This window comes from uncultured Dechloromonas sp. (genome assembly GCF_945957265.1).
Taxonomy (GTDB): Bacteria; Pseudomonadota; Gammaproteobacteria; order Burkholderiales; family Rhodocyclaceae; genus Azonexus.
The window spans coordinates 14,940-37,357 of sequence record NZ_CAMFKO010000038.1 but is presented as its reverse complement, the minus strand read 5'-3'; the positions used below and the strand labels follow the sequence as shown (position 1 = coordinate 37,357).

General features: G+C 66.5%; 19 protein-coding genes. 11 read left to right on the top strand and 8 right to left on the bottom strand.

Features of this window, described 5'->3' with window-relative positions:
- Window positions 1-1,800: 1,800 nt before the first annotated feature.
- Window positions 1,801-2,883 carry a DNA-processing protein DprA gene (gene dprA, locus Q0P59_RS16615; protein WP_295008347.1) on the bottom strand — a complete coding sequence of 361 codons (1,083 nt, stop codon included), beginning with the start codon at window positions 2,881-2,883 and terminating at the stop codon, window positions 1,801-1,803.
- Window positions 2,880-3,920, bottom strand: a complete 1,041-nt coding sequence (locus tag Q0P59_RS16610; RefSeq protein WP_295008345.1) for a LysM peptidoglycan-binding domain-containing protein — start codon at window positions 3,918-3,920, stop codon at window positions 2,880-2,882. Before Q0P59_RS16610 ends, dprA begins: the two co-directional genes overlap by 4 nt.
- A gap of 145 nt (window positions 3,921-4,065) precedes the next feature.
- Here Q0P59_RS16610 and def point away from each other — a divergent pair, with 145 nt between their 5' ends.
- Window positions 4,066-4,569 (top strand): peptide deformylase, encoded by a 504-nt coding sequence (gene def, locus Q0P59_RS16605; RefSeq protein ID WP_295008342.1) that lies wholly within the window; start codon window positions 4,066-4,068, stop codon window positions 4,567-4,569.
- Window positions 4,566-5,483: a methionyl-tRNA formyltransferase gene (fmt, locus tag Q0P59_RS16600; protein ID WP_295008340.1), complete on the top strand. Its 918-nt coding sequence runs from the start codon at window positions 4,566-4,568 to the stop codon at window positions 5,481-5,483. Before def ends, fmt begins: the two co-directional genes overlap by 4 nt.
- A 7-nt stretch (window positions 5,484-5,490) precedes the next feature.
- Here the strand turns inward: fmt and Q0P59_RS16595 are convergent, their stop codons facing one another.
- The 4 genes from Q0P59_RS16595 to Q0P59_RS16580 form a co-directional block, all read right to left on the bottom strand.
- Window positions 5,491-5,823 (bottom strand): ribbon-helix-helix domain-containing protein, encoded by a 333-nt coding sequence (locus Q0P59_RS16595; protein WP_295008338.1) that lies wholly within the window; start codon window positions 5,821-5,823, stop codon window positions 5,491-5,493.
- Window positions 5,824-5,870: 47 nt separating this feature from the next.
- Window positions 5,871-6,452, bottom strand: a complete 582-nt coding sequence (locus tag Q0P59_RS16590) for a DJ-1/PfpI family protein (RefSeq protein WP_295008336.1) — start codon at window positions 6,450-6,452, stop codon at window positions 5,871-5,873.
- 96 nt (window positions 6,453-6,548) lie between these two features.
- Complete coding sequence (gene speD, locus Q0P59_RS16585) at window positions 6,549-6,932, bottom strand: adenosylmethionine decarboxylase (RefSeq protein ID WP_295008334.1); 384 nt, start codon at window positions 6,930-6,932, stop codon at window positions 6,549-6,551.
- Window positions 6,933-6,941: 9 nt separating this feature from the next.
- Complete coding sequence (locus tag Q0P59_RS16580) at window positions 6,942-7,829, bottom strand: S1/P1 nuclease (protein ID WP_295008332.1); 888 nt, start codon at window positions 7,827-7,829, stop codon at window positions 6,942-6,944.
- Window positions 7,830-7,863: 34 nt separating this feature from the next.
- Between Q0P59_RS16580 and rsmB the strand changes: the two genes are divergently transcribed.
- The 9 genes from rsmB to Q0P59_RS16535 all read left to right on the top strand — a co-directional run bounded on the left by rsmB (window position 7,864) and on the right by Q0P59_RS16535 (window position 20,549).
- Window positions 7,864-9,123 (top strand): 16S rRNA (cytosine(967)-C(5))-methyltransferase RsmB, encoded by a 1,260-nt coding sequence (gene rsmB, locus Q0P59_RS16575; protein ID WP_295008330.1) that lies wholly within the window; start codon window positions 7,864-7,866, stop codon window positions 9,121-9,123.
- Window positions 9,116-9,736 carry a DUF4390 domain-containing protein gene (locus Q0P59_RS16570; protein WP_295008328.1) on the top strand — a complete coding sequence of 207 codons (621 nt, stop codon included), beginning with the start codon at window positions 9,116-9,118 and terminating at the stop codon, window positions 9,734-9,736. Before rsmB ends, Q0P59_RS16570 begins: the two co-directional genes overlap by 8 nt.
- On the top strand, window positions 9,733-11,889 hold the full coding sequence (locus tag Q0P59_RS16565) for an ATP-binding protein (protein ID WP_295008326.1): 2,157 nt from the start codon (window positions 9,733-9,735) through the stop codon (window positions 11,887-11,889). The genes Q0P59_RS16570 and Q0P59_RS16565 overlap by 4 nt, the downstream gene beginning before the upstream one ends.
- Entirely contained in the window at window positions 11,867-13,132 is a 1,266-nt protein-coding gene (locus tag Q0P59_RS16560) for a response regulator (protein WP_295008324.1), read from the top strand. The genes Q0P59_RS16565 and Q0P59_RS16560 overlap by 23 nt, the downstream gene beginning before the upstream one ends.
- Before the next feature lie 36 nt (window positions 13,133-13,168).
- The gene (gene trkA, locus Q0P59_RS16555) at window positions 13,169-14,602 is read left to right on the top strand and encodes a Trk system potassium transporter TrkA (RefSeq protein WP_295008322.1); all 1,434 of its coding nucleotides are present in this window, start codon (window positions 13,169-13,171) and stop codon (window positions 14,600-14,602) included.
- A gap of 11 nt (window positions 14,603-14,613) precedes the next feature.
- A complete protein-coding gene (locus Q0P59_RS16550; RefSeq protein ID WP_295008320.1) occupies window positions 14,614-16,071 on the top strand; it encodes a potassium transporter TrkG in 1,458 nt (485 codons plus the stop codon).
- 91 nt (window positions 16,072-16,162) lie between these two features.
- Window positions 16,163-17,230 (top strand): uroporphyrinogen decarboxylase, encoded by a 1,068-nt coding sequence (hemE, locus tag Q0P59_RS16545; protein ID WP_295008318.1) that lies wholly within the window; start codon window positions 16,163-16,165, stop codon window positions 17,228-17,230.
- Window positions 17,231-17,531: 301 nt separating this feature from the next.
- Window positions 17,532-19,514: a primosomal protein N' gene (locus tag Q0P59_RS16540; RefSeq protein ID WP_295008316.1), complete on the top strand. Its 1,983-nt coding sequence runs from the start codon at window positions 17,532-17,534 to the stop codon at window positions 19,512-19,514.
- A 51-nt stretch (window positions 19,515-19,565) separates the two neighbouring features.
- On the top strand, window positions 19,566-20,549 hold the full coding sequence (locus Q0P59_RS16535) for a hypothetical protein (RefSeq protein WP_295008314.1): 984 nt from the start codon (window positions 19,566-19,568) through the stop codon (window positions 20,547-20,549).
- Here Q0P59_RS16535 and Q0P59_RS16530 read toward each other — a convergent pair.
- Window positions 20,493-21,710 carry an MFS transporter gene (locus tag Q0P59_RS16530; protein WP_295008312.1) on the bottom strand — a complete coding sequence of 406 codons (1,218 nt, stop codon included), beginning with the start codon at window positions 21,708-21,710 and terminating at the stop codon, window positions 20,493-20,495. The two genes, Q0P59_RS16535 and Q0P59_RS16530, sit on opposite strands and share 57 nt — an antisense overlap.
- Window positions 21,707-22,417: an MOSC domain-containing protein gene (locus Q0P59_RS16525; RefSeq protein WP_295008310.1), complete on the bottom strand. Its 711-nt coding sequence runs from the start codon at window positions 22,415-22,417 to the stop codon at window positions 21,707-21,709. The genes Q0P59_RS16530 and Q0P59_RS16525 overlap by 4 nt, the downstream gene beginning before the upstream one ends.
- Window position 22,418: the final 1 nt, after the last annotated feature.

Below are 22,418 nucleotides of genomic sequence, written 5' to 3'. Positions count from 1 at the left end.
GAGATCAGCCTCGGTCTCGTGGGCTCGGAGATGTGTATAAGAGACAGCTTCAGAGTAGCGCGGCGGCGGCTTGGTGGCGTTGGCCTTGACGGTGACTTCGTCGGTCTTGACCTTTTCCTTGGGCTCGACGGCAACCAGGTTGCCCTCGTCGCCTTCCTGGCCTTCCTTGCCATGCACGGCCAGCCAGCCCGGATTGACCAGCACCTTGCCCTCGGTCTTGAACGGATGGCCCTCGACGCGGGTGATGCGGGTGGTGACCAGGAACTCGGCAGCCGGGAAGAAAACGGACAGGAAGCGGCGGACGACGAAGTCGTACAGCTTCTGTTCCATCTCGTTCAGGCTCTTCGGGGCCTGCGGCGTCGGGATGATGGCGAAGTGGTCGCTGATCTTGGCGTTGTTGAAGATGCGCTTGTTGGGCAGCACCCAGTTGCGGGCCAGGATCTGGTGGGCGAAGGGCGAGTAGCGCGACAGCAGCACTTCGTCGTGGCCCTTGCCGGCGCCCTGGCCGGTCAGCACGGCCAGCGTTTCCTTGACCGTCGGCAGGTAGTCCTCCGGCAGGCAGCGCGAATCGGTACGCGGGTAGGTCAGGACCTTGTGCTTTTCGTACAGCGCCTGGGCCAGCGACAGCGTGGTCTTGGCCGAGAAGCCGAAGCGGGCGTTCGCTTCGCGCTGCAGCGTGGTGAGGTCGAACAGGGCGGGCGACAGGCGGGTTTCCGGCTTGGATTCCTCGCTCACCTCGCCGGGCTTGCCGAGCGTCGCGGCGCGAATGGCTTCGGCGCGGGCGACTTCCCACAGGCGGTCGGCGCGGGCGTGTTCGTCCTCGTTCTTGCCCTTGAAGCCTTCGTCGAACCATTTGCCCCGGTAGCTGCCGGCCTTGGCGCTGAATTCGGCTTCGACTTCCCAGTAGTCGCGCGGCTTGAATTCGCGGATTTTCTTTTCGCGCTCGACGACGATGGCCAGCGTCGGCGTCTGCACGCGGCCGACGGTAGTCAGGTGGAAGCCGCCGGTCTTCGAGTTGAAGGCGGTCATCGCCCGCGTGCCGTTGATGCCGACCAGCCAGTCGGATTCGGAACGGCAGACGGCGGCATCGCCGAGGCCTTCCATTTCGCGTCCCGGGCGCAGGCGGGCGAAGCCGTCGCGGATCGCGCCCTGGGTCATGGATTGCAGCCACAGGCGCTGCACCGGCTTGCCGGACTTGGCGTTCTGGGCGATGTAATTGAAGATCAGCTCGCCTTCGCGCCCCGCGTCGCAGGCGTTAACCAGGCCATCGACATCCTTGCGCTTGATCAGCTTGTTGAGCACCTTGAGGCGCGACTCGGTCTTCTCGATCGGCTTCAGCGCGAAGTGCGGCGGGATGACCGGCAGGTGGGCGAAGGACCATTTGCCGCGCTTGACCTCGAATTCTTCCGGACAGGCCAGTTCCAGCAGGTGACCGACGGCCGAGGAAAGCACGTACTGCTCGCTTTCGAAGTAGTCGTCGTGTTTGGTGAAACCGCCCAGCGCCCGCGCGATGTCGGCGGCGACAGAAGGTTTTTCGGCAATGATCAGCTGTTTGGACATGGTTTGACCTGTTGGAGTGCCGGGGCATGATAAGTGTCCCGCAAGCGGCTTGGCAAGCCGTCTCTATATAAGTGGGGTAAGTAGTCCACCCCCGAGATGACGAAACATGAAAACTCGTCTTTGCGCTGCTGGCGTTGTTGCGCATCCTCGCGATAGCTTTGGCTATCGCTGTGGTTCGCGCCTAGCCAGCAGCGCAAATCCTTCGCTTTCATTTTGTTCCGCAATCTCGGGGGGGGGCTACTAAGCGAGGCGCTGGTAGCGGTTGCCCGGAAGTGTCGCCAGGATGCCGCCGAGTTCGAGTGTCAGCAATTCGGGCAGCAAGGCGTCGGCGCTCTGCCCGGTGCGCTCGACGAGTTCGTCGAGGCTGCAGGGGGCGTGGCCGAGGGCGGCGAGAATGGGCGAGGTTTCGCCGGGCGCAGCGACCACCGATGGCACGCTGGCCGAGGGCAGGCAATCGTCGCCAAGCTCTTCCAGGATGTCGCCGGCGGTCTCCACCAGCTTGGCGCCCTGCTTGATCAGCTGGTGGCAGCCGCGGGCGACCGGCGAATGGATGGAGCCGGGGATGGCGAAGACCTCGCGGCCTTGCTCGGCGGCCAGGCGGGCGGTGATCAGCGAGCCGCTCTCGGGGGCCGCTTCGACGACGAGCACGCCCCGCGCCAGTCCGGAAATGATCCGGTTGCGGCGCGGGAAGTTGTAGGCCACGGCCGGGGTGCCGAGCGGAAATTCGGAAACGATGGCGCCGCGCTCGGCAATGGCGAGCGCCAGCTCCTTGTTGCGCGCCGGATAGATGCGGTCGGCGCCGGTGCCGATGACGGCGACCGTATCGCCGCTGGCGGCGAGGGCGCCCCGGTGGGCGGCGGCATCGATGCCGAGCGCCAGGCCGCTGACGATACACAGGCCCCGGGCTGTCAGGTGCCGGGCGAAGCTTTCGGCGGTCTGGGCGCCTTGCGGCGTGGCATTGCGACTGCCGACCACGGCCAGTCCGCGCCGCTTGAGCAGTTCCGGGTTGCCGCGCACGTAGAGCAGGCTCGGCGGATCGGCGATTTCGAGCAGGGCCGGCGGGTAGCCGGGATCGGCCAGGGTCAGGATGGTCTGGCCCGGCTGGCCGGCCCATTCGAGGCTGCGCTCGACGGCCTCGGCGGGGTCGGTGTCGAACAGCGGATCGGCGCGCTCGCCGACGACGCTGCGTACCTCGAGGCGGCCGGCAGCGAAAATGGCTTCGGGTAAACCGAAAGCGGCGAGAAGCTTTCTTTGCGTCTCGCCGCCGATGCCGGGAACCAGGGTCAGCCGCAGCCAGGCGGCCAGGGCGTTGGTGTCGCTCACGGATTCCTTGCCGAATCTCCGGCAATGACCGCCTTGGACGATTCGACGACCAGCGCGTAGCTGACGCCGTTGAACACGCGGAAGACGAAGGCCAGGCCGTAGCGCTCGTCGGGAACGGGGGTGGCGGTGCGCCGGCCGTCGGAATCCACGTCGAGCGAGACGCGCTTGCGGTACAGGGCGACGACATGGCCGATTTCCATGCCGTTGTTCTTGCCGACGTTCAGTGCGATGACCGAATTGGCGCCGCCTTCGCGCAGGCCGCCATAGATGCCGATGACGCGGGCCGAGATGTCCTGTTCCGGGCGATGCGGCACGTAGGAAATGATCTGCGGTTCCGGCGCCGGAACCAGGCGGTCGCCGCGCGCGATTTCTTCCTTGGCCAGGGAGATGCGCAGCATGGCCGGTTCTCCCGGCTTGACCAGGCGGGCGTTGCCGAGGAAGAAGGCTTCGTAGGCGATGACCTTGCCGGTTTCCGGATCCTTCAGCGGCTTGCCCTTGCGGAAGACGTGCCATTTCGTGACCGCGGCGTCGGGGATGCCGCTGGCGTAGAAGGTGTCGCCGGTGCCGACCAGCATGCGGTCTTCCTGCATGGCGACGATCTTGACGCCGGTGTTGAGTTCGCTGTCCTCGATGACCAGCGGCTGCGAAATGAAGGGCTCGATGGCGCCCGCCGGAATGCTCGGGATGACTTGCTGGACGGCTGTGCTGTGCACGCTCGGCTGGAGCTTGCCGGAGCCGCCTGTGCTGCCGCCGACGCGCTTGCCGAGCTTGAGGCGGGGCGAGCCGCTGGACATGTCGAGCATGACCACGTCGCCCGGATAGATCAGGTGGGGATTCTTGATCTGATCCTTGTTCATCTGCCAGATTTCCGGCCAGCGCCAGGGGTGTTTCAGGAATTTTCCGGAGATATCCCACAAGGTGTCGCCCTTGACGACGACGTGGCGGTCCGGCGGGTTGTCGACGAGCTGCAGCGGGTCGGCGGCGGATGCGCAGACGGCCGTCACGGCCAAGATGAGCGCGGATATAATGCGAACCATAGTCGTAACCTCTCGTGCCGGTGGAACGCAATGCCACCGAAGCGGTCTCAGTAGCGTCAAGCGATTTTGCGTATTCTTACCTCGGAATTGCTTTAGATTCTGCACGTAATAACCTAAGCGAGCAAGCTTTTATTCCATTTTTGACATGGCTCTTCTACCCATTTTGCGTTTCCCCGATCCGCGCCTGAAAAAGGTTGCCCAACCCGTTGCCAAAATCGATGACGGCATTCGAAAACTGGCGGCGGACATGGCCGAAACCATGTACGAGGCACCCGGCATCGGCCTGGCGGCGACGCAGGTCGATGTGCATCAGCGCCTGGTGGTGATCGACACCTCGGAAGAGAAGAACGATCTGCTGGTCTTCATCAACCCGACGCTGTCGCGTTGCGAAGGGCAGCAGGTGGGCGAGGAGGGCTGCCTGTCGGTGCCCGGTATCTACGACAAGGTCGAGCGCGCCGAGCGGGTCACCATCAAGTATCTGGACCTCGACGGCAAGGCGCAGACCATGGCGGCCGAGGGCCTGCTCGCCGTCTGCATCCAGCACGAGATCGACCACCTGGACGGCATCGTCTTCGTCGATCACCTCTCCCAGCTCAAGCAGGGGCGCATCAAGAGCAAGCTGGCCAAGCAGGCGCGCGTCACCGCATGAAGCTGATCTTTGCGGGAACGCCGGAATTCGCGGCACAGGCGCTGTCGGCCATCATCGCCGCCGGCCACGACGTGGCACTGGTGCTGACCCAGCCCGACCGGCCGGCCGGCCGCGGCATGAGCCTGCAGCCGTCCGCCGTCAAGAAAGTGGCGCTGGAGCACGGCATCGAGGTCTTCCAGCCGCTGAGCCTGAAGGATGCCGAGGCGCAGGCCAGGGTCGCCGCCGTCGGCGCCGAGGTCATGGTCGTCGCCGCCTACGGCCTGATCCTGCCGCTGGCGGTGCTCGACATGCCGCGCTTCGGCTGCATCAACATCCACGCCTCGTTGCTGCCCCGCTGGCGCGGCGCGGCGCCGATCCAGCGCGCACTGCTGGCCGGGGACGCGGAAACCGGCGTCTGCATCATGCAGATGGAAGCCGGGCTGGATACCGGCCCGGTGCTGCTGCGCGGCGCCTTTCCCATTGAGGCAGCCGACACCACGGCCACGCTGCACGATCGCCTGGCCGGGCTGGGGGCGAGCCTGTGCGTCGAGGCGCTGGGTGCCCTGCCCCTGCCGGCCGTGCCGCAACCCGTCGAGGGCGTGACCTACGCGCACAAGATCGAGAAGGCCGAGGCGCTGATCGACTGGAACCGGCCGGCGGCCGAACTGGATCGCCACATCCGCGCCTTCAACCCGTTTCCGGGGGCGCAAGCCCTGTTCGCCGGGCAGACCGTCAAGTTGTGGCAGGCCCGGCCGGTGGCGGGCAGCGGGCCGGCGGGCAGCGTGCTGGCGGTGGACAAGCGGGAAGTGGTCGTCGCCTGCGGCGAAGGCGCCCTGGCGGTCAGCGAATGGCAGAAGGCCGGCGGCAAGCGCCTGCCGGTACAGCAGTTCCTGGCCGGACACCCGCTCAAGGTCGGCGACCGCTTCGCCGGCTGATGCCGGCTCAGGCCGCTATCACATTGGCCGGCGGCAAGGTGCCGACCACGGCCAGGCTGGGTTTCTCGCCGCTCTTCTGGTGGCGCAGCGTCAGGTAGCGCAGGCAGGTGACGCGCAGGAAGGACGCGAAATTCTCGACTTCCCCGCGCAGCTGTTCGATTTCGTCGTACAGCTTGGCGATCAGCTGGTTGGTGGTCATGCCTTCGTTGCCGGCCAGCTCGGCGAGAATGTCCCAGAACAGGTTTTCCAGGCGAATCTTGGTGACGAAGCCGTGAATGCGTAGCGAGCGGGCTCGGGATTCGTAGAGCATCGGGTCGGCTTTGACGTAAATCTCGCACATGGGAGCGCTCCGGCTGGGGCAGGCGGTTTGCCTGCCCGTTCAGGTTATCAGAGGGCGATCCGCGTACCGAGCAGGACCAGGAATTTGGCCAGCCAGTAGGGATGTGCCGGCCACGCCGGCGCGCTGACCAGGTTGCCATCGACATGGGCCTGGTCGACCGGGATGTCGGCATAGCGGCCGCCGGCGGCCCGCACTTCGGGAGCGCAGGCCGGGTAGGCGCTGCACGAGCGGCCTTCCAGCACGCCGGCCGCCGTCAGCAACTGCGCCCCGTGGCAGACCGCGGCAATCGGTTTTTGCGCGTCGGCGAAATGCCGGACCATCGCCAGCGCCTCGGGGTTGAGACGCAGGTATTCCGGGGCGCGGCCGCCGGGGATGAGCAGCGCGTCGTATTCCTCGGCCTTGATGGCGGCGAAGTCGGCATTCAGCGTGAAATTGTGGCCGGGCTTCTCGCTGTAGGTCTGGTCGCCTTCGAAGTCGTGCACCGCCGTGCGCACCTGGTCGCCGGCCTTCTTGCCCGGGCAGGCGGCGTGCACGGTGTGTCCGACCATGAGCAGGGCCTGGAAGGGCACCATGGTTTCGTAATCTTCGGTGTAATCGCCGGTCAGCATCAGGATTTTCTTGGCAGCCATGTCGGTCTCCATTCGGGTTGTCGGCGCCGGCGAAATCGCTGGCGGCGTACAACGGATTGTGGAGAGATTCGGCGGCGGCCGGGTAGCAGCCGGCTGCTACGCCGCCACCAGCTGGCCGCGGCGAACGGAATGGCGCTCGACGCACGCCGGCGCGAAGCGGGCGACTGTCTCGGCGAACAGGGCCTGCGCCCGGGCGCTGTTGTCGTCGCTGAAGTTGCAGACGTAGATGTCGAGCGTTACGGCGCCGATTTCCGGCCAGGTATGAATCGCCAGGTGCGACTCGGCGAGGACGACCGTGCCGGTCACCCCCGCCGCTTGTCCGCTGGCGTCCCGAAAGGCATGGAAGAGCCTGCCGACGACGGTCAGGCCATGGCGTTGGCAGGCGTCCACGCAATAGGTTTCCAGCCCCGGGGCATCGAGCAGCCGCGCTGGATCGCAGCGGCAGTCGTGCAGGTCGGCGATCAGGTGCAATCCGTTCATGACGCGATTCTATTGCGTTCCACGTGAAACGCCATGGCCAAAGAGGCTGTCGAGCAGGCGCCCGAGCCGGTAGCCGGCGTCGACGAGGCGCCGGTTGGCGGTGTCGCGGCTGCGCCGGTGGAAATCCTCGTCGACGATGGGAAGCAGGCTGCCGGCTTCGGTCGGATAGGCCGTGGCGAGAAGACGGTGGCTTTCGTCGCGCCAGGTGGCGACGCTGCCCTGTTCCGGCGGCGGGTAGCGCTCGAGCAGGCGGCGGGCATTGTCGTCCAGCCGCTTGCCGCGCAGCCACGGCGGACCGGGCAGGTCGTCCCAATAGAGGTGCAGGCTGCTGAAGGGCAGCCGCTTGTTGTGGGGATTCTCGATCTCGACCAGGTTGCCGCCTTCGTCGCCGTGACGCCCGACGTGCAGGGGCTGGTGGATGTCGGCGACCAGGTGCAGCAGCCAGGGCAGGGCGTAGGCGACCTGTTCGGGCGGGCGGCCGGACTGCAATTGCCGGGTCAGCTGCGCGATCCGGCTGTCCAGTTCGCCCTGGCGGACCTTGCCGGCGGCGTCGAGGTCGACGTAATGCCAGCGCTTGTGGCGCGCCGTGTCGGACAGGCCGGGCAGCGGCGGTGTCGGCGGCTCGCGCTCCTCGTCGTGGAAGCGCGGGTCGTTGCGGATGTCGTCCGGCCATGTCGAGGCTTCGGCGAACAGGTCGGCGGGATCGGCGGAGCGCGCCTTGTCGATCCAGCGGCCGTGGTCGGGATGGCGGGCGAGGGCGGCGCCGACGGCATCGCGGGCGGGCGGCGACAGCTGCTGCCAGGCGATGGCCGCGACCAGCCGGTGGCCCGCGGCATTCCAGGCCTGGGCGGGCTGGGCCAGGCAAAGGAAAAGCAGGGCGGGGAGGAAAGGGCGCATTGGTCCATTATGCCGCGTGCGATAATCCCGGCCTATGTCCAGATTGCCGTTCACTTCACTCGCCTACGCCCTGCTCCAGGCCGCCCGTATCGACGCTGCCGTTTTCGCCGGGCAGAGCCTTGCCGACGGCTTGCTCGGCCGGGTCGATCCGGTCGCCCGACCGGCCGTGCAGGATCTCGTCTATGGCAGCCTGCGCGCCTACGGCCGGGGCGACTTCTTCCTCTCCCGCCTGCTCGAACGGCCGCTGGCGGCCGACGAGATCCGGGCCTTGCTGCTGGTTTCGCTCTACCGCATCGAGACGCGGCCGGAGGCGGTGCATACCGTGGTCGACCAGGCGGTTTTCGCGGCCGGCGAGCTGATCGGCGGCAAGTTCCGCGGCCTGGTCAACGGCGTGCTGCGCAATTTCCTGCGCCAGCAGGCGGAACTCGCGGCGGCGGCCGGCAACGATCCGCTGGCTGCGGCGCAGCATCCCGAGTGGTGGCTGGCCCGCTTGCAGGCCGCCTATCCGGACGACTGGCAGCGCATCGTGGCGGCCGGCAATGCGCCGCCGCCCATGGGCCTGCGGGTCAATGTCAGGCAGACGACGCGCGACGCGTATCTGGAGCGCCTGCGGGCGGCCGGCATCGACGCCTCGCCGGTCGGCGAAAGCGGCCTGGCGCTGGCCCGGCCGGTGGCGGTCGAGGCGCTGCCCGGCTTTGCCGAAGGCGTCGTCTCGGTGCAGGACCCGGGCGCCCAGGTCGCGGCCGGCCTGCTCGATCCGGCGCCGGGCAGCCGGGTCCTCGACGCTTGCGCCGCGCCGGGCGGCAAGACGGCGCATCTGCTGGAACGGGCCGATGTGGTCTTGCTGGCGCTCGACCTGAAAGCCGCGCGCTGCCGCCGTATCGAGGAAAACCTGGCCCGCTTGCAATTGCGGGCCGAGGTCGCGGTGGCCGATTGCGTCAAGCTCGACGCCTGGTGGGACGGCCAGCCGTTCGATGCCGTGCTTGCCGATGTGCCGTGCACGGCCAGCGGCGTCGTGCGCCGCAATCCGGACGCCAAGTGGTTGCGCCGGGAAGAGGACATCGCCAGCTTCGCCAGGGCGCAGGCCCGGATCCTGGATGCCCTGTGGCAGGTCGTTCGTCCGGGGGGTAAACTGCTCTACGCAACCTGCTCGGTGTTCCCGGACGAAAACGGCGAGCAGATCAGACGTTTCGTCGAACGCCAGCCGCAGGCCCTGCGCCGCCAAGAGGAACAGCTACTACCGACTGCCGATCACGATGGCTTCTTCTACTGCCTGCTTGAAAAGCGTGCCTGATTTTTCGCCAGCGCGCCTCCGTCGCCTGCTCGGGGCGGTGTGTCGCCTCGGGGGATGGCTGCTGGCGGCGGCCCTGTTGCCGGCCATGGTCTGGGCGGCGGAAATCGAAGTCGCCAATCCGCAGTTCCAGGCTGCCGAAGACGGTTACGTGGTATCGGCCGATTTCAAGTTCGAACTGAACCCGCGCCTGGAAGAGGCGGTGACCAAGGGGGTCGTGCTGCACCTGGTCGCCGATTTCGAGCTGACCAAGGCGCGCTGGTACTGGCTCGACGAGAAGCTGGTCACGCGCAGCCAGACCTACCGCCTGTCCTACCACGCGCTGACCCGGCAATACCGCTTGTCCACCGGCGGTTTGCACCAGTCCTTCACCACCTTGTCGGAAGCCGTGCAGGTCCTCGCCCGCTTGCGCAACTGGGTGGTCGTCGAACGCGGGGAAAAGGGCGTCCGTCCGGGCGAAAGCTACGATGCGGCCTTGCGCCTGCGCCTCGATGTGACGCAGCTGCCGCGTCCCTTCCAGATCACCGCGCTCGGCAACCGGGACTGGAGCCTGGCTTCCGACTGGAAGACCTGGCAGACGACGCCGCCGCCCTTGCCGGCGCTGGAGTCGAAATGAAGCGCTTCGTCGCCGCCGGCGGGGCTTTCGCGGCAGCAGTCGGGGGCATCCTGTGGTTCCTGCTGCTGATGTCGACGGCGGCCGACACGGTGATTTTCTCGCGCAACTATCCCTTGCTGATCGCCCTCAACGTGATCCTGGCGCTGGGCATGGTCGGCCTCGTCGGCTGGCAGCTGCGCACCCTGTGGCGCGATTACCAGGCGCAGGTCTTCGGGGCCCGGCTCAAACTGCGCCTGATGCTGATGTTCGGCGTCATCGCGGTGCTGCCCGGGGCGCTGGTGTATGGCGTGTCGGTGCAGTTCGTCACCCGCTCCATCGAAAGCTGGTTCGACGTGCGGGTCGAGAAGGCGCTCGAGTCCGGCCTGCACCTGGGGCGCTCGGCGCTCGATTCGCTGCTCGCCGACATCGTCGATAAGGGCCGCAGCATGGCCAGCGAATTGTCCGATATCCAGGAAGCCTCGCGCCGTTCGGCGCTGCTCCGCCTGCGCGAGGAAAAGGGCGTGCAGACGGCCGCGCTGTTCTCGGTCGGCGGCCAGCTGTTGTCGAGCGCGACCAGCGAATTGTCCAGCCTGATGCCCGAGCTGCCCAGCCAGGCGCAACTCAAGCAGGCGCGGAATTCCCGTTCGATCGGCACGGTCGAGGGCGACGGCGGCAAGCTCTTCCTGCGCGTGCTGGTTCCCGTATCGGCACGCGACATGTTCGAGGAGCCGCGCATCCTGCAACTGACGCAGCCGGTCCCGACCGCCCTGGCGCACGATGCCGACGCGGTGCAGGGGGTGTATCGCGATTACCAGGAGCTGCAGCTGGCGCGCGACGGCCTGACCCGCATCTACGCGCTGACCCTGACGCTGACCGTGCTCGTCGCCCTGTTCGGCGCCTTCGCGCTGGCCTACCTGATGGCGCGCCGGCTGGCGGCGCCGCTCCACATCCTGGCCGAGGGGACGCAGGCCGTGGCGCAGGGCGACTTCTCGCCGCGCCAGGCGATCTACAGCGGCGACGAACTCGGCGTGCTGACCCAGTCCTTCAACCGCATGACGCGCCAGCTCGACGACGCGCGCCGCGATACCGAGCGCCACCGGGCGGAGCTGGAGTCGGCGCGCGGCTACCTCGAATCGATCCTCGCCAACCTGTCCACCGGCGTGCTGGTTTTCGACCGGCGCTTCGTGCTGCGCACGGTGAACGAAGGGGCGCTGACCATCCTGAACGACGACTTCGACGGCGTGGTCAGCGTCGCCGTCGAGGAGTGGCCGCGCCAGCAGGTGCTCGGCAGCTTCATCCGCGAGCAGTTTGCGGCGACCGGGGAGCCGGAGTGGCAGGCCCAGCTCGAGCTGGAGCGGCCGAACGGCATGCCGCAGGTGCTGTTGCTGCGCGGTTCCCGCCTGCCGGAAGCGAGCGGCGGCGGCGACGTGGTGGTGTTCGACGACGTGACCCGGCTGATCGCCGCCCAGCGCAGCGCGGCCTGGGGCGAGGTGGCGCGCCGCCTGGCGCACGAGATCAAGAACCCGCTGACGCCGATCCAGCTGTCGGCCGAGCGCCTGCAGTTCAAGCTGGCCGACAAGCTGGCCAATGGCGATGCCGACATGCTGGCGCGCGGCACGCAGACGATCATCAACCAGGTGCAGGCCATGAAGCGCATGGTCGACGACTTCCGCGACTACGCTCGCCTGCCGGCGCCGGAAGTGGCACCGCTCGATCTCAACGAACTGATCCGCGAAGTCCTGGGCCTTTACGAAAGCTCGTCGGCGACCATCGAAACCGACCTGGCGGCCGACCTCGGCAGCATCCTGGGGGATGCCACGCAGCTGCGGCAGATCATCCACAACCTGCTGCGCAATGCCGAGGATGCGCTGGAAGGACGCGCCGGGGCGCGCATCCTCCTGCGTACCGAACGGGGCATCCGCCACGCGCGCCTGTCGATCGCCGACAACGGCCCGGGCTTCCCGGTCGAGCTGTTGCCGCGCATCTTCGAGCCCTATGTCACCACCAAGGCCAAGGGAACCGGCCTTGGCTTGCCCATCGTCAGGAAGATCGTCGACGAACACCAGGGCAGCATCGAAATCAGCAATGCACCGGAGGGCGGCGCGCGGATCGACATCCGCCTGCCCCTGGTGAAAGAGGAGGAAGCCAAAAATGGCCATCATTCTGGTCGTTGACGACGAAGTGGGTATCCGCGAGTTGCTCTCGGAAATCCTGATCGACGAAGGGTACGACGTTCGGCTGGCGGAAAACGCGACGGCGGCGCGGCAGATTCGCAACGATCTGCGCCCCGATCTCGTCCTGCTCGACATCTGGATGCCGGATACCGACGGCATCTCCCTGCTCAAGGAGTGGCACGCCGCCGGGCATCTCAACATGCCGGTGGTCATGATGTCGGGGCACGGCACCATCGACACGGCGGTCGAGGCCACGCGCTTCGGTGCCTTCGATTTCCTCGAGAAGCCGATTGCCCTGCAGAAACTGCTGTCCACCGTGCAGAAGGCGCTCAAGCACGACAAGCCGCCGGCCCGGCCGGCGCTGACGCTGGAATCCTTCACCCGCTCGGCCTTCGTCAAGGAATTCAAGCGGCGCCTCGAGCAGGCGTCGGCCAAGTCGCCGGCCCTGTTGATCAAGGGGGCCAATGGCGGCATGGCGGAAATCTGCGCGCGCACGCTGCAGCTGCCGCGTGCGCCATGGCTCGACCTGAGCGAGGTGAGCAGCGCGCTGACCCAGGACATGCTCGAAAAGATCACCGGCGGCATCCTGTTTGTCCCCAATCTCGCCGTGCTCGGCAAGATGCAGCAGATGAACCTGGCCTTCGCCATGGATCGCCTGGAGAAACTGAACCTGCAACTGGTCGCGGCGACGGTCGTGTCGCTGACGACGCTGGCCGACGCCGGCTGGGACAGCAAGCTGCTGTCGCGCATCGGCGAGGTCTGGGTGGCCATGCCGTCGCTGGCCGGCCATGGCGACGAGCTGCCGGAGATCGCCGGGTTGCTGCTGACCAATTTTGTCGAACGCGGCGAAGTGCCGCTGCGCCGTTTTTCCACGGCCGCCCTGAATACGCTGCGCTCCCTGCCGTGGAAGCGCCAGCCGGATTCGAGCTGGAGCGATCTCTATGTGCTGGTGCGCAACCTGGCGCTGACCTCGCTCGACGAGGAAATCAGCGCCGACGACGTGCTCCGGGTGATGCCCCAGGATGGGGGCGAGCGTTCGGAAATGCAGTCGCTGCTGCCGCTTTTCGACCAGCCCCTGCGCGAAGCGCGGGACGCCTTCGAAAAACTGTATTTCGAGCACCATCTGCGCCTGGAAGGTGGGAACATGACGAAGCTGGCCGAGCGTTCGGGCCTGGAGCGCACCCACTTGTATCGCAAGCTCAAGCAACTGGACGTCAAGCTCGGAAAACGCGGCGAAGAATAAACGGGGCACCGCCCTGACACACAATTTGGGGGTTGCATGAAAGTCATCATTCTGGGGGCCGGTCAGGTTGGTGCGAGCGTGGCCGAGGGTTTGGTTTCGGAAGAGAACGACATCACGGTGGTCGATAGCGACAGGGCCCGCCTGATGCAACTGCAGGACAAGCTGGACTTGCGCACGGTGGCCGGCAACGCGGCGACCCCCAGCGTGCTGAGCGAGGCGGGCGCCGCGGACGCCGACCTGGTCATTGCCGTGACGCAGAGCGACCAGACCAACCTGGTGGCCTGCAAGTTGGCGCAGAGCGTCTACAACGTGCCGACCCGGATCGCCCGCCTGCGCTCGCAGGATTTCCTGAGCGATCCCAGCCTGCTGGCGCCCGACAAGTTCGCGGTCGATCATGCGATTTGCCCGGAAATGGTGATCTCGGAATATATCCAGCGCCTGATCGAGTTCCCGGAGGCGCTGCAGGTCATGCAATTCGCCGGCGGCCGGGTTTTCCTGGTTGCCGTTCGCGCTTACGACGGCGGTTTGCTGGTCGGCAAGCCGATCCGCGACATGCGCGAACATCTGCCGCCCGGCATGGACGCCCGGATCGCGGCGATCTACCGCGACGAGCAGGCGATCCAGCCGGAGGGCGAAACGCTGATCCGGGCCGGCGACGAGGTGTTCGTGCTGGCGGCGGCCGAGGATATCCGGCCCGTGCTGCGCGAATTGCGCCGGATGATGACGGCGGTGCGCCGCATCATGATCGGCGGGGCCGGCAACATCGGCCTGCGCGTCGCCGCGGCCCTGGAGTCCCGCTACGAAATCAAGCTCATCGAAAATCGCCCGGAGCGCGCCGAGCTCGCCGCCACGCAACTCGACAACACCCTGGTCCTGGCCGGGGATACCACCGACGAGGCCCTGCTGGAGCAGGAAAACATCGACGACATGGATCTCTTCCTGGCGCTGACCAACGACGACGAGAACAACATCATGTCGGCCTCGCTGGCCAAGCGGATGGGGTGCAAGCGCGTCGTCGCCATCGTCAACCGGCGCGCCTACGCCGAGATGATCCAGGGCGGGCCGATCGACATCGCCATTTCGCCCGCCCAGGTTTCGATCGGCCATTTGCTGGCGCATGTCCGGCGCGGCGACGTGGTGGCCGTGCATTCCCTGCGCCGGGGAGCCGCCGAGGCGCTGGAGATCGTCGCCCACGGCGATGCGCAGAGTTCGCAGGTGGTCGGGCGGCGGATCGACCGGATTCCCTTCCCCGAGGGCGTCACGGTGGCGGCGCTGGTGCGCAATTTCGAGCAGATCGAGGTGTTGCGCGTGCGCGACGACGGGACGGTCGAGCGGCGGGCCGGGCATGTCGTCATCGCGCACGGCGAAACGGTCATCGAATCGGGCGATCACGTCATCGTCTTCTGCCTGTCGAAGAAGCTCGTCCGCAAGGTCGAGGCGCTGTTCCAGGTCAGCGTCGGATTTTTCTGAGCGGGGCCGCCATGCATACCGTCCTGCCTGTACTGCACGTCATGGGGATGCTGCTGCTTTTCTTTGCGGCGACCTACCTGATGCCGATTGCCAGTTCCCTGATCTATGCCGATGGCACGACCTGGGATTTTTTCGACGCCATGCTCTTCTGCCTGGCCTGCGGGGCCGGGCTGGTTGTCTGCACGCACCGCTACAAGCGCGAGTTGCGCCCGCGCGACGGCTTCCTGCTGGTCACCCTGGCCTGGGTCATGATGGCCGCCATCGCCACGGTGCCGCTGATGCTGACCATCGACGGCCTGTCGTTCACCGATGCCTTCTTCGAAACGATGTCCGGTCTGACGACCACCGGCGCCACGGTGCTCACCGGCCTCGACAAACTGCCGCCGTCGGTCAACCTGTGGCGGCACGAGCTGAACTGGCTGGGCGGCATGGGCATCATCGTGCTGGCGGTCGCCATCCTGCCCCTGCTCGGGGTCGGCGGCATGCAGCTCTACAAGGCGGAAACGCCCGGCCCGATGAAGGATTCGAAGCTGACGCCGCGCATCGCCGGCACCGCCAAGGCCCTGTGGCTGGTCTATTTCGGCATCACCGCGGCGTGCATCGCCTGCCTCAAGCTGGCCGGGATGAACTGGCTGGACGCCATCTGCCACGCCTTCGCCGCACTCTCGCTCGGCGGTTTCTCGACCTACGACGCCAGCGTCGGCCAGTTCGATTCGCCCATGATCGAGGGCATCCTGATCGTCTTCATGATGATCGCCGGCATGAATTTCGCGACCCATTTCGTCGCCTGGCGGGGGCGCTCGCTGCGCTGCTACTGGCGCGACACCGAGGCCAAGGCCTTTGTCGCCCTGATCGCCTCGAGCATCCTGGTCTGTTCCCTCTACCTGTGGCAGGCCGACGTCTATGACGACCTCGGCGTCGCCTTCCGCCATGTCGCCTTCAACCTGGTGTCGATCGCCACCGACTGCGGCTTCGCCAGCGTCGATTACGACAAGTGGCCGATCTTCGTGCCGCTGTGGATGCTCTTCCTGTCCTGCATCGCGGTATCGTCCGGATCGACCGGCGGCGGAATCAAGATGATCCGCACGCTGATCCTGATCCGGCAGGGCGCGCGCGAACTGGAAAAATTGATCCACCCGAATGTCGTCAATCCGATCTGCATCGGCGGCAGCATCATTCCGACCCATATTGCCGGCGCCGTCATGGGCTTCATCTTCCTCTACGCCCTGACGGTGGGCGAACTGACCTTCTTCCTGGTCGCCAGCGGCCTGGACTTCATCTCCGCTTTCACGGCGATCATCGCCTGCATCAACAATGCCGGGCCGGGTCTCAACGTGGTCGGGCCGGCGCAGAACTACCAGGCGCTGACCGACTTCCAGGTGTGGATCTGTTCGCTGGCCATGCTGGCCGGGCGTCTCGAGATATTTTCCCTGGTCGTGCTCTTTACCCCGTATTTCTGGAGAAAGTGACGCACCCCGCCTTTTCCTGATGTATCGCAAGTGACCGCGAGCGGGGAAAGGCGGATAATGCCGCTTTTCCGATTTTCTGGCGGAGTCCGACGTGAGCCGACCCAAGAACGACACTTTCCTGCGCGCCCTGTTGAAGGAGCCGACCGAATACACCCCGCTGTGGCTGATGCGCCAGGCGGGCCGCTACCTGCCCGAGTACTGCGAAACCCGCAAACGGGCCGGCAATTTCCTGAACCTGTGCAAGTCGCCGAGCATGGCCTGCGAAGTCACGCTGCAGCCGCTGGCCCGCTACGACCTCGACGCCGCCATCCTGTTCTCCGACATCCTGACCGTGCCCGATGCGATGGGCCTCGGCCTGTATTTCGCCGAAGGCGAGGGCCCGCGTTTCGAGCGTCCGCTGCGCGAGGAATGGGCGATCAACAACCTGACCGCTCCCGATCCCTACGAGCACCTCGGCTACGTCATGGACGCCGTGTCGGAAATCCGCCGCGCCCTGGACAACTCGGTGCCGCTGATCGGCTTCTCCGGCAGCCCCTACACGCTCGCCTGCTACATGGTCGAAGGCCAGGGCTCGAGCGATTTCCGCAACATCAAGGGCATGCTCTACAACCGCCCGGACCTGCTGCACAAGATCCTGTCGGTGACCACCGAGTCGGTCATTTCCTACCTCAACGCGCAGATCGACTCCGGCGCCCAGGCGGTGATGATCTTCGACACCTGGGGCGGTTCGCTGTCCAATGCCGCCTACGAGGAATTCTCGCTGGCCTACATGCAGCGCATCGTCGCCGGCCTGAAGAAGGAAAAGGACGGCCAGCGCATTCCGAGCATCGTGTTCACCAAGAACGGCGGCCTGTGGCTGGAAAAGATCGCCGCCATCGGCTGCGACGCCGTCGGCCTGGACTGGACCATCGACATCGGCGAGGCCCGCCGCCGCGTCGGCGACAAGGTCGCCCTGCAAGGCAACCTCGACCCGAACGTGCTGTTCGCCCAGCCGGAAATCGTTGCCGCGGAAGCGAAGAAGGTGCTCGACAGCTATGGAACGGGCAACACCGGCCATGTCTTCAACCTGGGCCATGGCATCTCCCAGTTCACGCCGCCCGAGAGCGTGACCGCCCTGGTCGAAGCGGTGCATACGCATAGCCGTCTATTACGTAAGTAATGCCTATAAGTGGGTGGCAAAGCTTGACTTATGCACAGAGTTTTGCCACCTGCGAAAAAAATGTCCGCAAAAAGCCTTGACAGTATTGTGTTTATTCAAGGTGTTGAATTTAAACGATTTTGTTGGTTGCCCATTATTTCGGCAAGGTGACAAAATCCTTACCGGCCCACGACTTAGCGCATTGGCCCGGAAGTAATTCACAAAGTTATCCACAGTTTTTGTGGACAACTCCAAAAGCCGTCGATTTTGAATCGAACCTGCCCGTTTTTTCGGAGAAATGACGGCCTCGGCCGCTGAAACGATGCCTGTTTTGCGCGTTGCCCTCGATTTGCCGCTGCATCGACTCTTCGACTATGTCAGCGCGGCGGCCAGCCCGGAGGATGTCGGCTTGCGCGTCCGGGTCCCGTTCGGGCGCGGCGAAAAGCTCGGGGTCATCGTGGACGTCGCCGATGCCAGCGACTGGCCGGTCGAGCAACTCAAGGCCGCCGGCGACATACTACGTGATCTGCCGCCCTTGCCCCGCGACTTCCTGGGGCTTTGCGAATTTGCCAGCACCTACTACCAGGCCGCTTTCGGGGAGGTCGTGCTGCAGGCCTTGCCGGCCGGCCTCAAGCGCCTCGATCCGCCGGACCGGCGCAATGGCCGTGCCGCCAAGCCGCCCGCCGCGCTGGCGCCGCCGGAACTGACCGGCGAGCAGGCCGCGGCCGTGGCGGCCATCGATCCGGGCGCGGGGTTTGCCGCCTACCTGCTGCATGGCGTGACCGGCAGCGGCAAGACCGAGGTTTACCTGCGCCTGATCGACAAGGCGCTGGCGGCAGGCAAGCAGGTCCTGCTGCTCGTCCCCGAGATCAACCTGACGCCCCAGCTCGAGGGCCGGGTGCGCGCCCGCTTTCCGGAGCGCAGCGTGGTTTCCCTGCACAGCGAACTGGCCGAGGCGGCGCGCGAGCGCAACTGGCGGGCGGCGTTTTCCGGCGAGGCGAGCATCGTGCTCGGCACCCGCCTGGCCATCTTCACGCCCATGCCGCGGCTCGGGCTGATCGTCGTCGACGAGGAGCACGACGCCTCGTTCAAGCAGCAGGACGGCATGCGCTATTCGGCCCGCGATGTCGCGGTGTTCCGGGCCAACCAGTTGAAAATCCCCGTCCTCCTGGGTTCGGCGACCCCCTCGCTGGAATCGTGGTCGAATGCCCGGACCAAGCGCTACCGCATGCTGACCCTGGAGCAGCGGGCCAACCCGGAAGCCACGCTGCCGACGGTGAAGGTGCTCGACACGCGGCGCATGGCCTTGAAGGAGGGGGTCAGCGAGCCGCTGATCGCGGCCATCCAGGCCCGCCTGGAACGCGGCGAGCAAAGCCTCGTCTTCCTCAACCGACGGGGTTATGCCCCGGTCCTGGCCTGCCCGCCCTGCGGCTGGGTATCCCGCTGCAAACGCTGTGCGGCGAACATGGTGCTGCACCTGGCCGACCGGCGCCTGCGCTGCCATCACTGCGGCTTCGAATACCGCATCCCGAAAGCCTGCCCGACCTGCGGTAACCAGGATATCCACCCTTTCGGGCGGGGCACGCAGCGCCTCGAGGGCTGGTTGCAGGAGCAGTTTCCGGATGCCCGCATCCTGCGTGTCGATCGCGACGCGGTGAAGAGCCGCAAGCAGTGGGAGGCGGTCCTCGAACGCATCCACGGCGGCGAGGCCGACATCCTGGTCGGCACGCAGATGCTGGCCAAGGGACACGATTTTCCCAAGCTGACCCTGGTCGGCATCCTGGGCGCCGATTCGGCGCTGTTCGCCGCCGACTGCCGCGCGCCGGAGCGGCTGTTCGCCCAGCTCATGCAGGTCGCCGGCCGGGCAGGGCGGGCCGAACTGAAGGGCGAAGTGCTGATCCAGACGCAGTATCCGGATCATCCGCTGTTCGCCGCGCTGGTCGCCCACGACTACCCCGGTTTCGCCGGCGGCCAGCTGACCGAGCGCGAGCAGGCCGGTTTTCCGCCCTACACCTTCCAGGCCATGCTGCGCGCCGAGGCGCCCGACATGGCCGATGCCATCGCCTTCCTGAAAGCGGCGGCGGCCTTGCCGGTCATTGCCGCTCACGACAACGTCCTGATCTACGATCCGGTACCGATGAAGATGGCCCGCCTGGCCAACCTCGAGCGCGGCCAGCTCCTCGCCGAATCGCATTCGCGCCCGGCGTTGCAGGCTTTCCTGCCACAGTGGCGCGAAGCCATCGAAGGCCTCAAGGCGCCCTCCCGCCTGCGCTGGCATATCGAGGTCGACCCGCTGGAGTTCTGATCGGCACGACCCTTGCAGAGATGGCATCCCATCCATCGCAAGGAGCGCATCATGAAAATCGCGGAGTCGACGGTACACCTCGCGGCCAGCCACGAAGCCAGTTCCAGTCGCAGTATCGAGATGACGAGCACGACGGGCTTCCGCCAGGTTTTCCAGCAGCTGGCAGCTACCCCGGCGGACAACGAAGGCGAGGCCCGCAAGCGCCTGCAGAAAATGCTGCAATCATTGGTCGATGCCATCCTGGCGGCGCTCGACGGCAAGAAGTGCAAGGAAAACTTTGCCGCCACCGAGCCCTTGCCGGCCGAAGTCGCTCCGGCCGGGCGCTCGCGGGAAATGACGTGGACCAACCGGGTCGTCGAGACGGTCAAGGAAAGCGAGCGTACCGACGTTTGCGGCGAAGGCTGCGTGCGGACCCGGGATGGCCGGGAGATCGCGTTCGACTTCTCGCTGCGCCTGGCGCGCGACTATGAGCGTACGTCGACGCAGGTCGCCAGCGGCAGCGTGACCCTGCAGGACCCCCTGATCCTCAGCTTCGACGGCAATGCCGCCGAACTGTCGACCGAGCGCATCCGTTTCGATCTCGATGCCGACGGCAAGGCCGAGGAAATTCCGGGCTTGGGCAAGCATTGCGGATTTCTCGTCTTCGACCGCAACGGCAACGGCAAGGCCGACGACGGTCGCGAATTGTTCGGCGTCGCCAGCGGCAACGGCTTTGCCGACCTGGCCGAACTCGACGACGACGGCAACGGCTGGCTGGACGAGAACGATGCCGCCTACCGGAAACTGGCCGTGTGGTCGGGCGACGGCCTGTCGTCGCTGGCGCAGCGCGGCATCGGGGCGCTCTACACCGGTTCGGTCGAGGCGCCGTTCACGTTGAAAACCGCCGACAACGCGCTACTCGGCCAGATTCGCGCCGCCGGGGTCTATCTGACGGAGTCGGGCGAGGTCGGCCACCTGCAGCAGGTCGACCTCGCAGTTTCAAGCCCGGCGGTGCGGGAGCACGAGCCAGACGAAGGCCAGCGCCTGACCGCCTAGCAGCGACAGGAAGGCGGCGCGGAATGCCGCCTCGCCGGCCCAGCCCTGCGCCTGCAGCAGGTCCACAAAACCGCCGATGCCCCATTGCAGCCCGAAGGCGCCGGCGAAGACCAGCAGGTTCAGGGCGGTGTTGGCGCGTCCCGACAGCGCCGGCGGGAAAGCCTGGGAAACCAGCGAATAGGCGATGTTCGACAGCGAGAAGCAGATGCCGAGGATAGGCCACAGCAGGTCGCCGGCAAAGCCCGGCTGGAAGCTGATCGCGGCAAAGCTGAGCAGGGCGGCCAGCATCGCGCCGATGTAAACCTTCTCCAGCTTGATGCCGCGCCGGACCAGGCCGGTCGCGAAGAAGCCCATGAACAGAAAGCCGGCCAGCATGGCGCCGCTGATCCAGGTCAGGCGCACGGCCACTGCGGCGCGGTCCATGTTCTCCAACACCATCATCCAGCGCGAGGCCCACAGGCCCTGCACGGCCATGAAGCCGCCGGTCATCATCAGCCCCATCGGCGCGTAGCGCCAGAAGTGGCGACTCGAGAATACCGCCTTGACCCCGGCCAGCTGTTCGCCAAAGCCGGCGCCTTCGTGGTCGCTGTGCGCATCCGGCACGCGCAGCCAGATGATGGCGGCGACGATCACCGTTGCCACCGCCAGCCCGAGGGCGATGACCCGCCAGCTGGTGAAGCCGATGGCGATTTCCAGCGGCTTGGAGGCGGCCAGCGCACCCAGTCCGCCGGCCGCCATGACCCAGCCGGTCAGCGAAGCCTGGCGCTCGGGCGGGAACCATAGCGCGAAGGCCTTGAAGGAGGCCATCAGGCAGGCCGAAACGCCGAGACCGATCAGGGCGCGGCCGACGGCCAGGCCGCCCAGCGTGTCGCTCATGGCGAACACGGCGACGCCGGTGCCGGCGAGCAGCAGCAGCGCCGACTCGACGCGGCGCGGACCAAAGCGGTCGAGCAGCATGCCCAGCGGCAACTGGGCGGCTCCGAAAGCGAGGAAATAGGTGCTGGTCAGCAGGCCGAGGGCGTTGTCGGCGAGATTGAGTTCGCGGGCCAGGACGGGACCGATGACGGCATTGACCGTACGGAACAGGTAGGACAGGAAGTAACCGGCGGCAAAAGGCAGGAAAAGCCTGAGCCAGTTGGCCTGATGCGGGGGATTGCTCACGGATTCTCCGGTTTCGCGTGGAAGGCGGTGACGGGGGGCGGCGCCTGGTCCGCATGCTTGCGCAGCCAGACGAGCCGGTTGGCGATCTTTTGCCGCCAGTTGTCGGCGATGCCCGGGGTCGCCTCCAGTTTTTCCATCGCCGCCAGCGACGGGCGATGCGCCTGCCAGAGCAGCATGGCGTCGGCCAGCGTGAAGGCTGCCGGATCGCTCCGTTCAAGGAGCAGGGCGTCGCCGGGGCCGACGGCGCCCGGGGTGACGACCCGCCAGTACCATCCGGTCAGCCGCTGTTCGGCAATGAATTGCGCCATGCCGTCGCAGGCGTAACGCTCGTCGATCTTCCAGCACGGGCTGCGCGGCTGGCAGACCTGCAGGCGGGCCGTGCCGAGCTGCCAGATGTCGCCGAGCCGGACATCGTTTTCGTCGAGATCCCCGGTCGAGATGTTTTCGCCGATGCTGCCGACCACCAACTGCCCGGCGACTTCCGGAAAGCGGGCGGCGAGCTTGGCGTAGTGCGCCGCGGGATAGAGGTGGACCGCCTTGTCGGGACCGCCGTGTACCCGGCGATCGGCTTGCTGGTCGCCGGCGAAGCCTTCAGGCCCGAGTTCGATCGGGCCGCCCACCGCTTGCTTGTACATGCCGGTCGGCCGGCCGGACTCAGGGAGCGGGCGAATGCCGCCGACAAAGAGGGAGATATTTGCCTTCATCATG

What these genes read in the sequence shown, in the direction of transcription:
- speD (WP_295008334.1), bottom strand. Translation starts at nt 6,932, where the DNA reads ATGAACGGATTGCACCTGATCGCCGACCTGCACGACTGCCGCTGCGAT.
- Q0P59_RS16580 (WP_295008332.1), bottom strand. Translation starts at nt 7,829, where the DNA reads ATGCGCCCTTTCCTCCCCGCCCTGCTTTTCCTTTGCCTGGCCCAGCCC.
- rsmB (WP_295008330.1), top strand. Translation starts at nt 7,864, where the DNA reads ATGTCCAGATTGCCGTTCACTTCACTCGCCTACGCCCTGCTCCAGGCC.
- Q0P59_RS16565 (WP_295008326.1), top strand. Translation starts at nt 9,733, where the DNA reads ATGAAGCGCTTCGTCGCCGCCGGCGGGGCTTTCGCGGCAGCAGTCGGG.
- Q0P59_RS16540 (WP_295008316.1), top strand. Translation starts at nt 17,532, where the DNA reads ATGCCTGTTTTGCGCGTTGCCCTCGATTTGCCGCTGCATCGACTCTTC.
- fmt (WP_295008340.1), top strand. Translation starts at nt 4,566, where the DNA reads ATGAAGCTGATCTTTGCGGGAACGCCGGAATTCGCGGCACAGGCGCTG.
- Q0P59_RS16550 (WP_295008320.1), top strand. Translation starts at nt 14,614, where the DNA reads ATGCATACCGTCCTGCCTGTACTGCACGTCATGGGGATGCTGCTGCTT.
- Q0P59_RS16610 (WP_295008345.1), bottom strand. Translation starts at nt 3,920, where the DNA reads ATGGTTCGCATTATATCCGCGCTCATCTTGGCCGTGACGGCCGTCTGC.
- Q0P59_RS16535 (WP_295008314.1), top strand. Translation starts at nt 19,566, where the DNA reads ATGAAAATCGCGGAGTCGACGGTACACCTCGCGGCCAGCCACGAAGCC.
- Q0P59_RS16595 (WP_295008338.1), bottom strand. Translation starts at nt 5,823, where the DNA reads ATGTGCGAGATTTACGTCAAAGCCGACCCGATGCTCTACGAATCCCGA.
- Q0P59_RS16560 (WP_295008324.1), top strand. Translation starts at nt 11,867, where the DNA reads ATGGCCATCATTCTGGTCGTTGACGACGAAGTGGGTATCCGCGAGTTG.
- trkA (WP_295008322.1), top strand. Translation starts at nt 13,169, where the DNA reads ATGAAAGTCATCATTCTGGGGGCCGGTCAGGTTGGTGCGAGCGTGGCC.
- Q0P59_RS16525 (WP_295008310.1), bottom strand. Translation starts at nt 22,417, where the DNA reads ATGATGAAGGCAAATATCTCCCTCTTTGTCGGCGGCATTCGCCCGCTC.
- Q0P59_RS16590 (WP_295008336.1), bottom strand. Translation starts at nt 6,452, where the DNA reads ATGGCTGCCAAGAAAATCCTGATGCTGACCGGCGATTACACCGAAGAT.
- def (WP_295008342.1), top strand. Translation starts at nt 4,066, where the DNA reads ATGGCTCTTCTACCCATTTTGCGTTTCCCCGATCCGCGCCTGAAAAAG.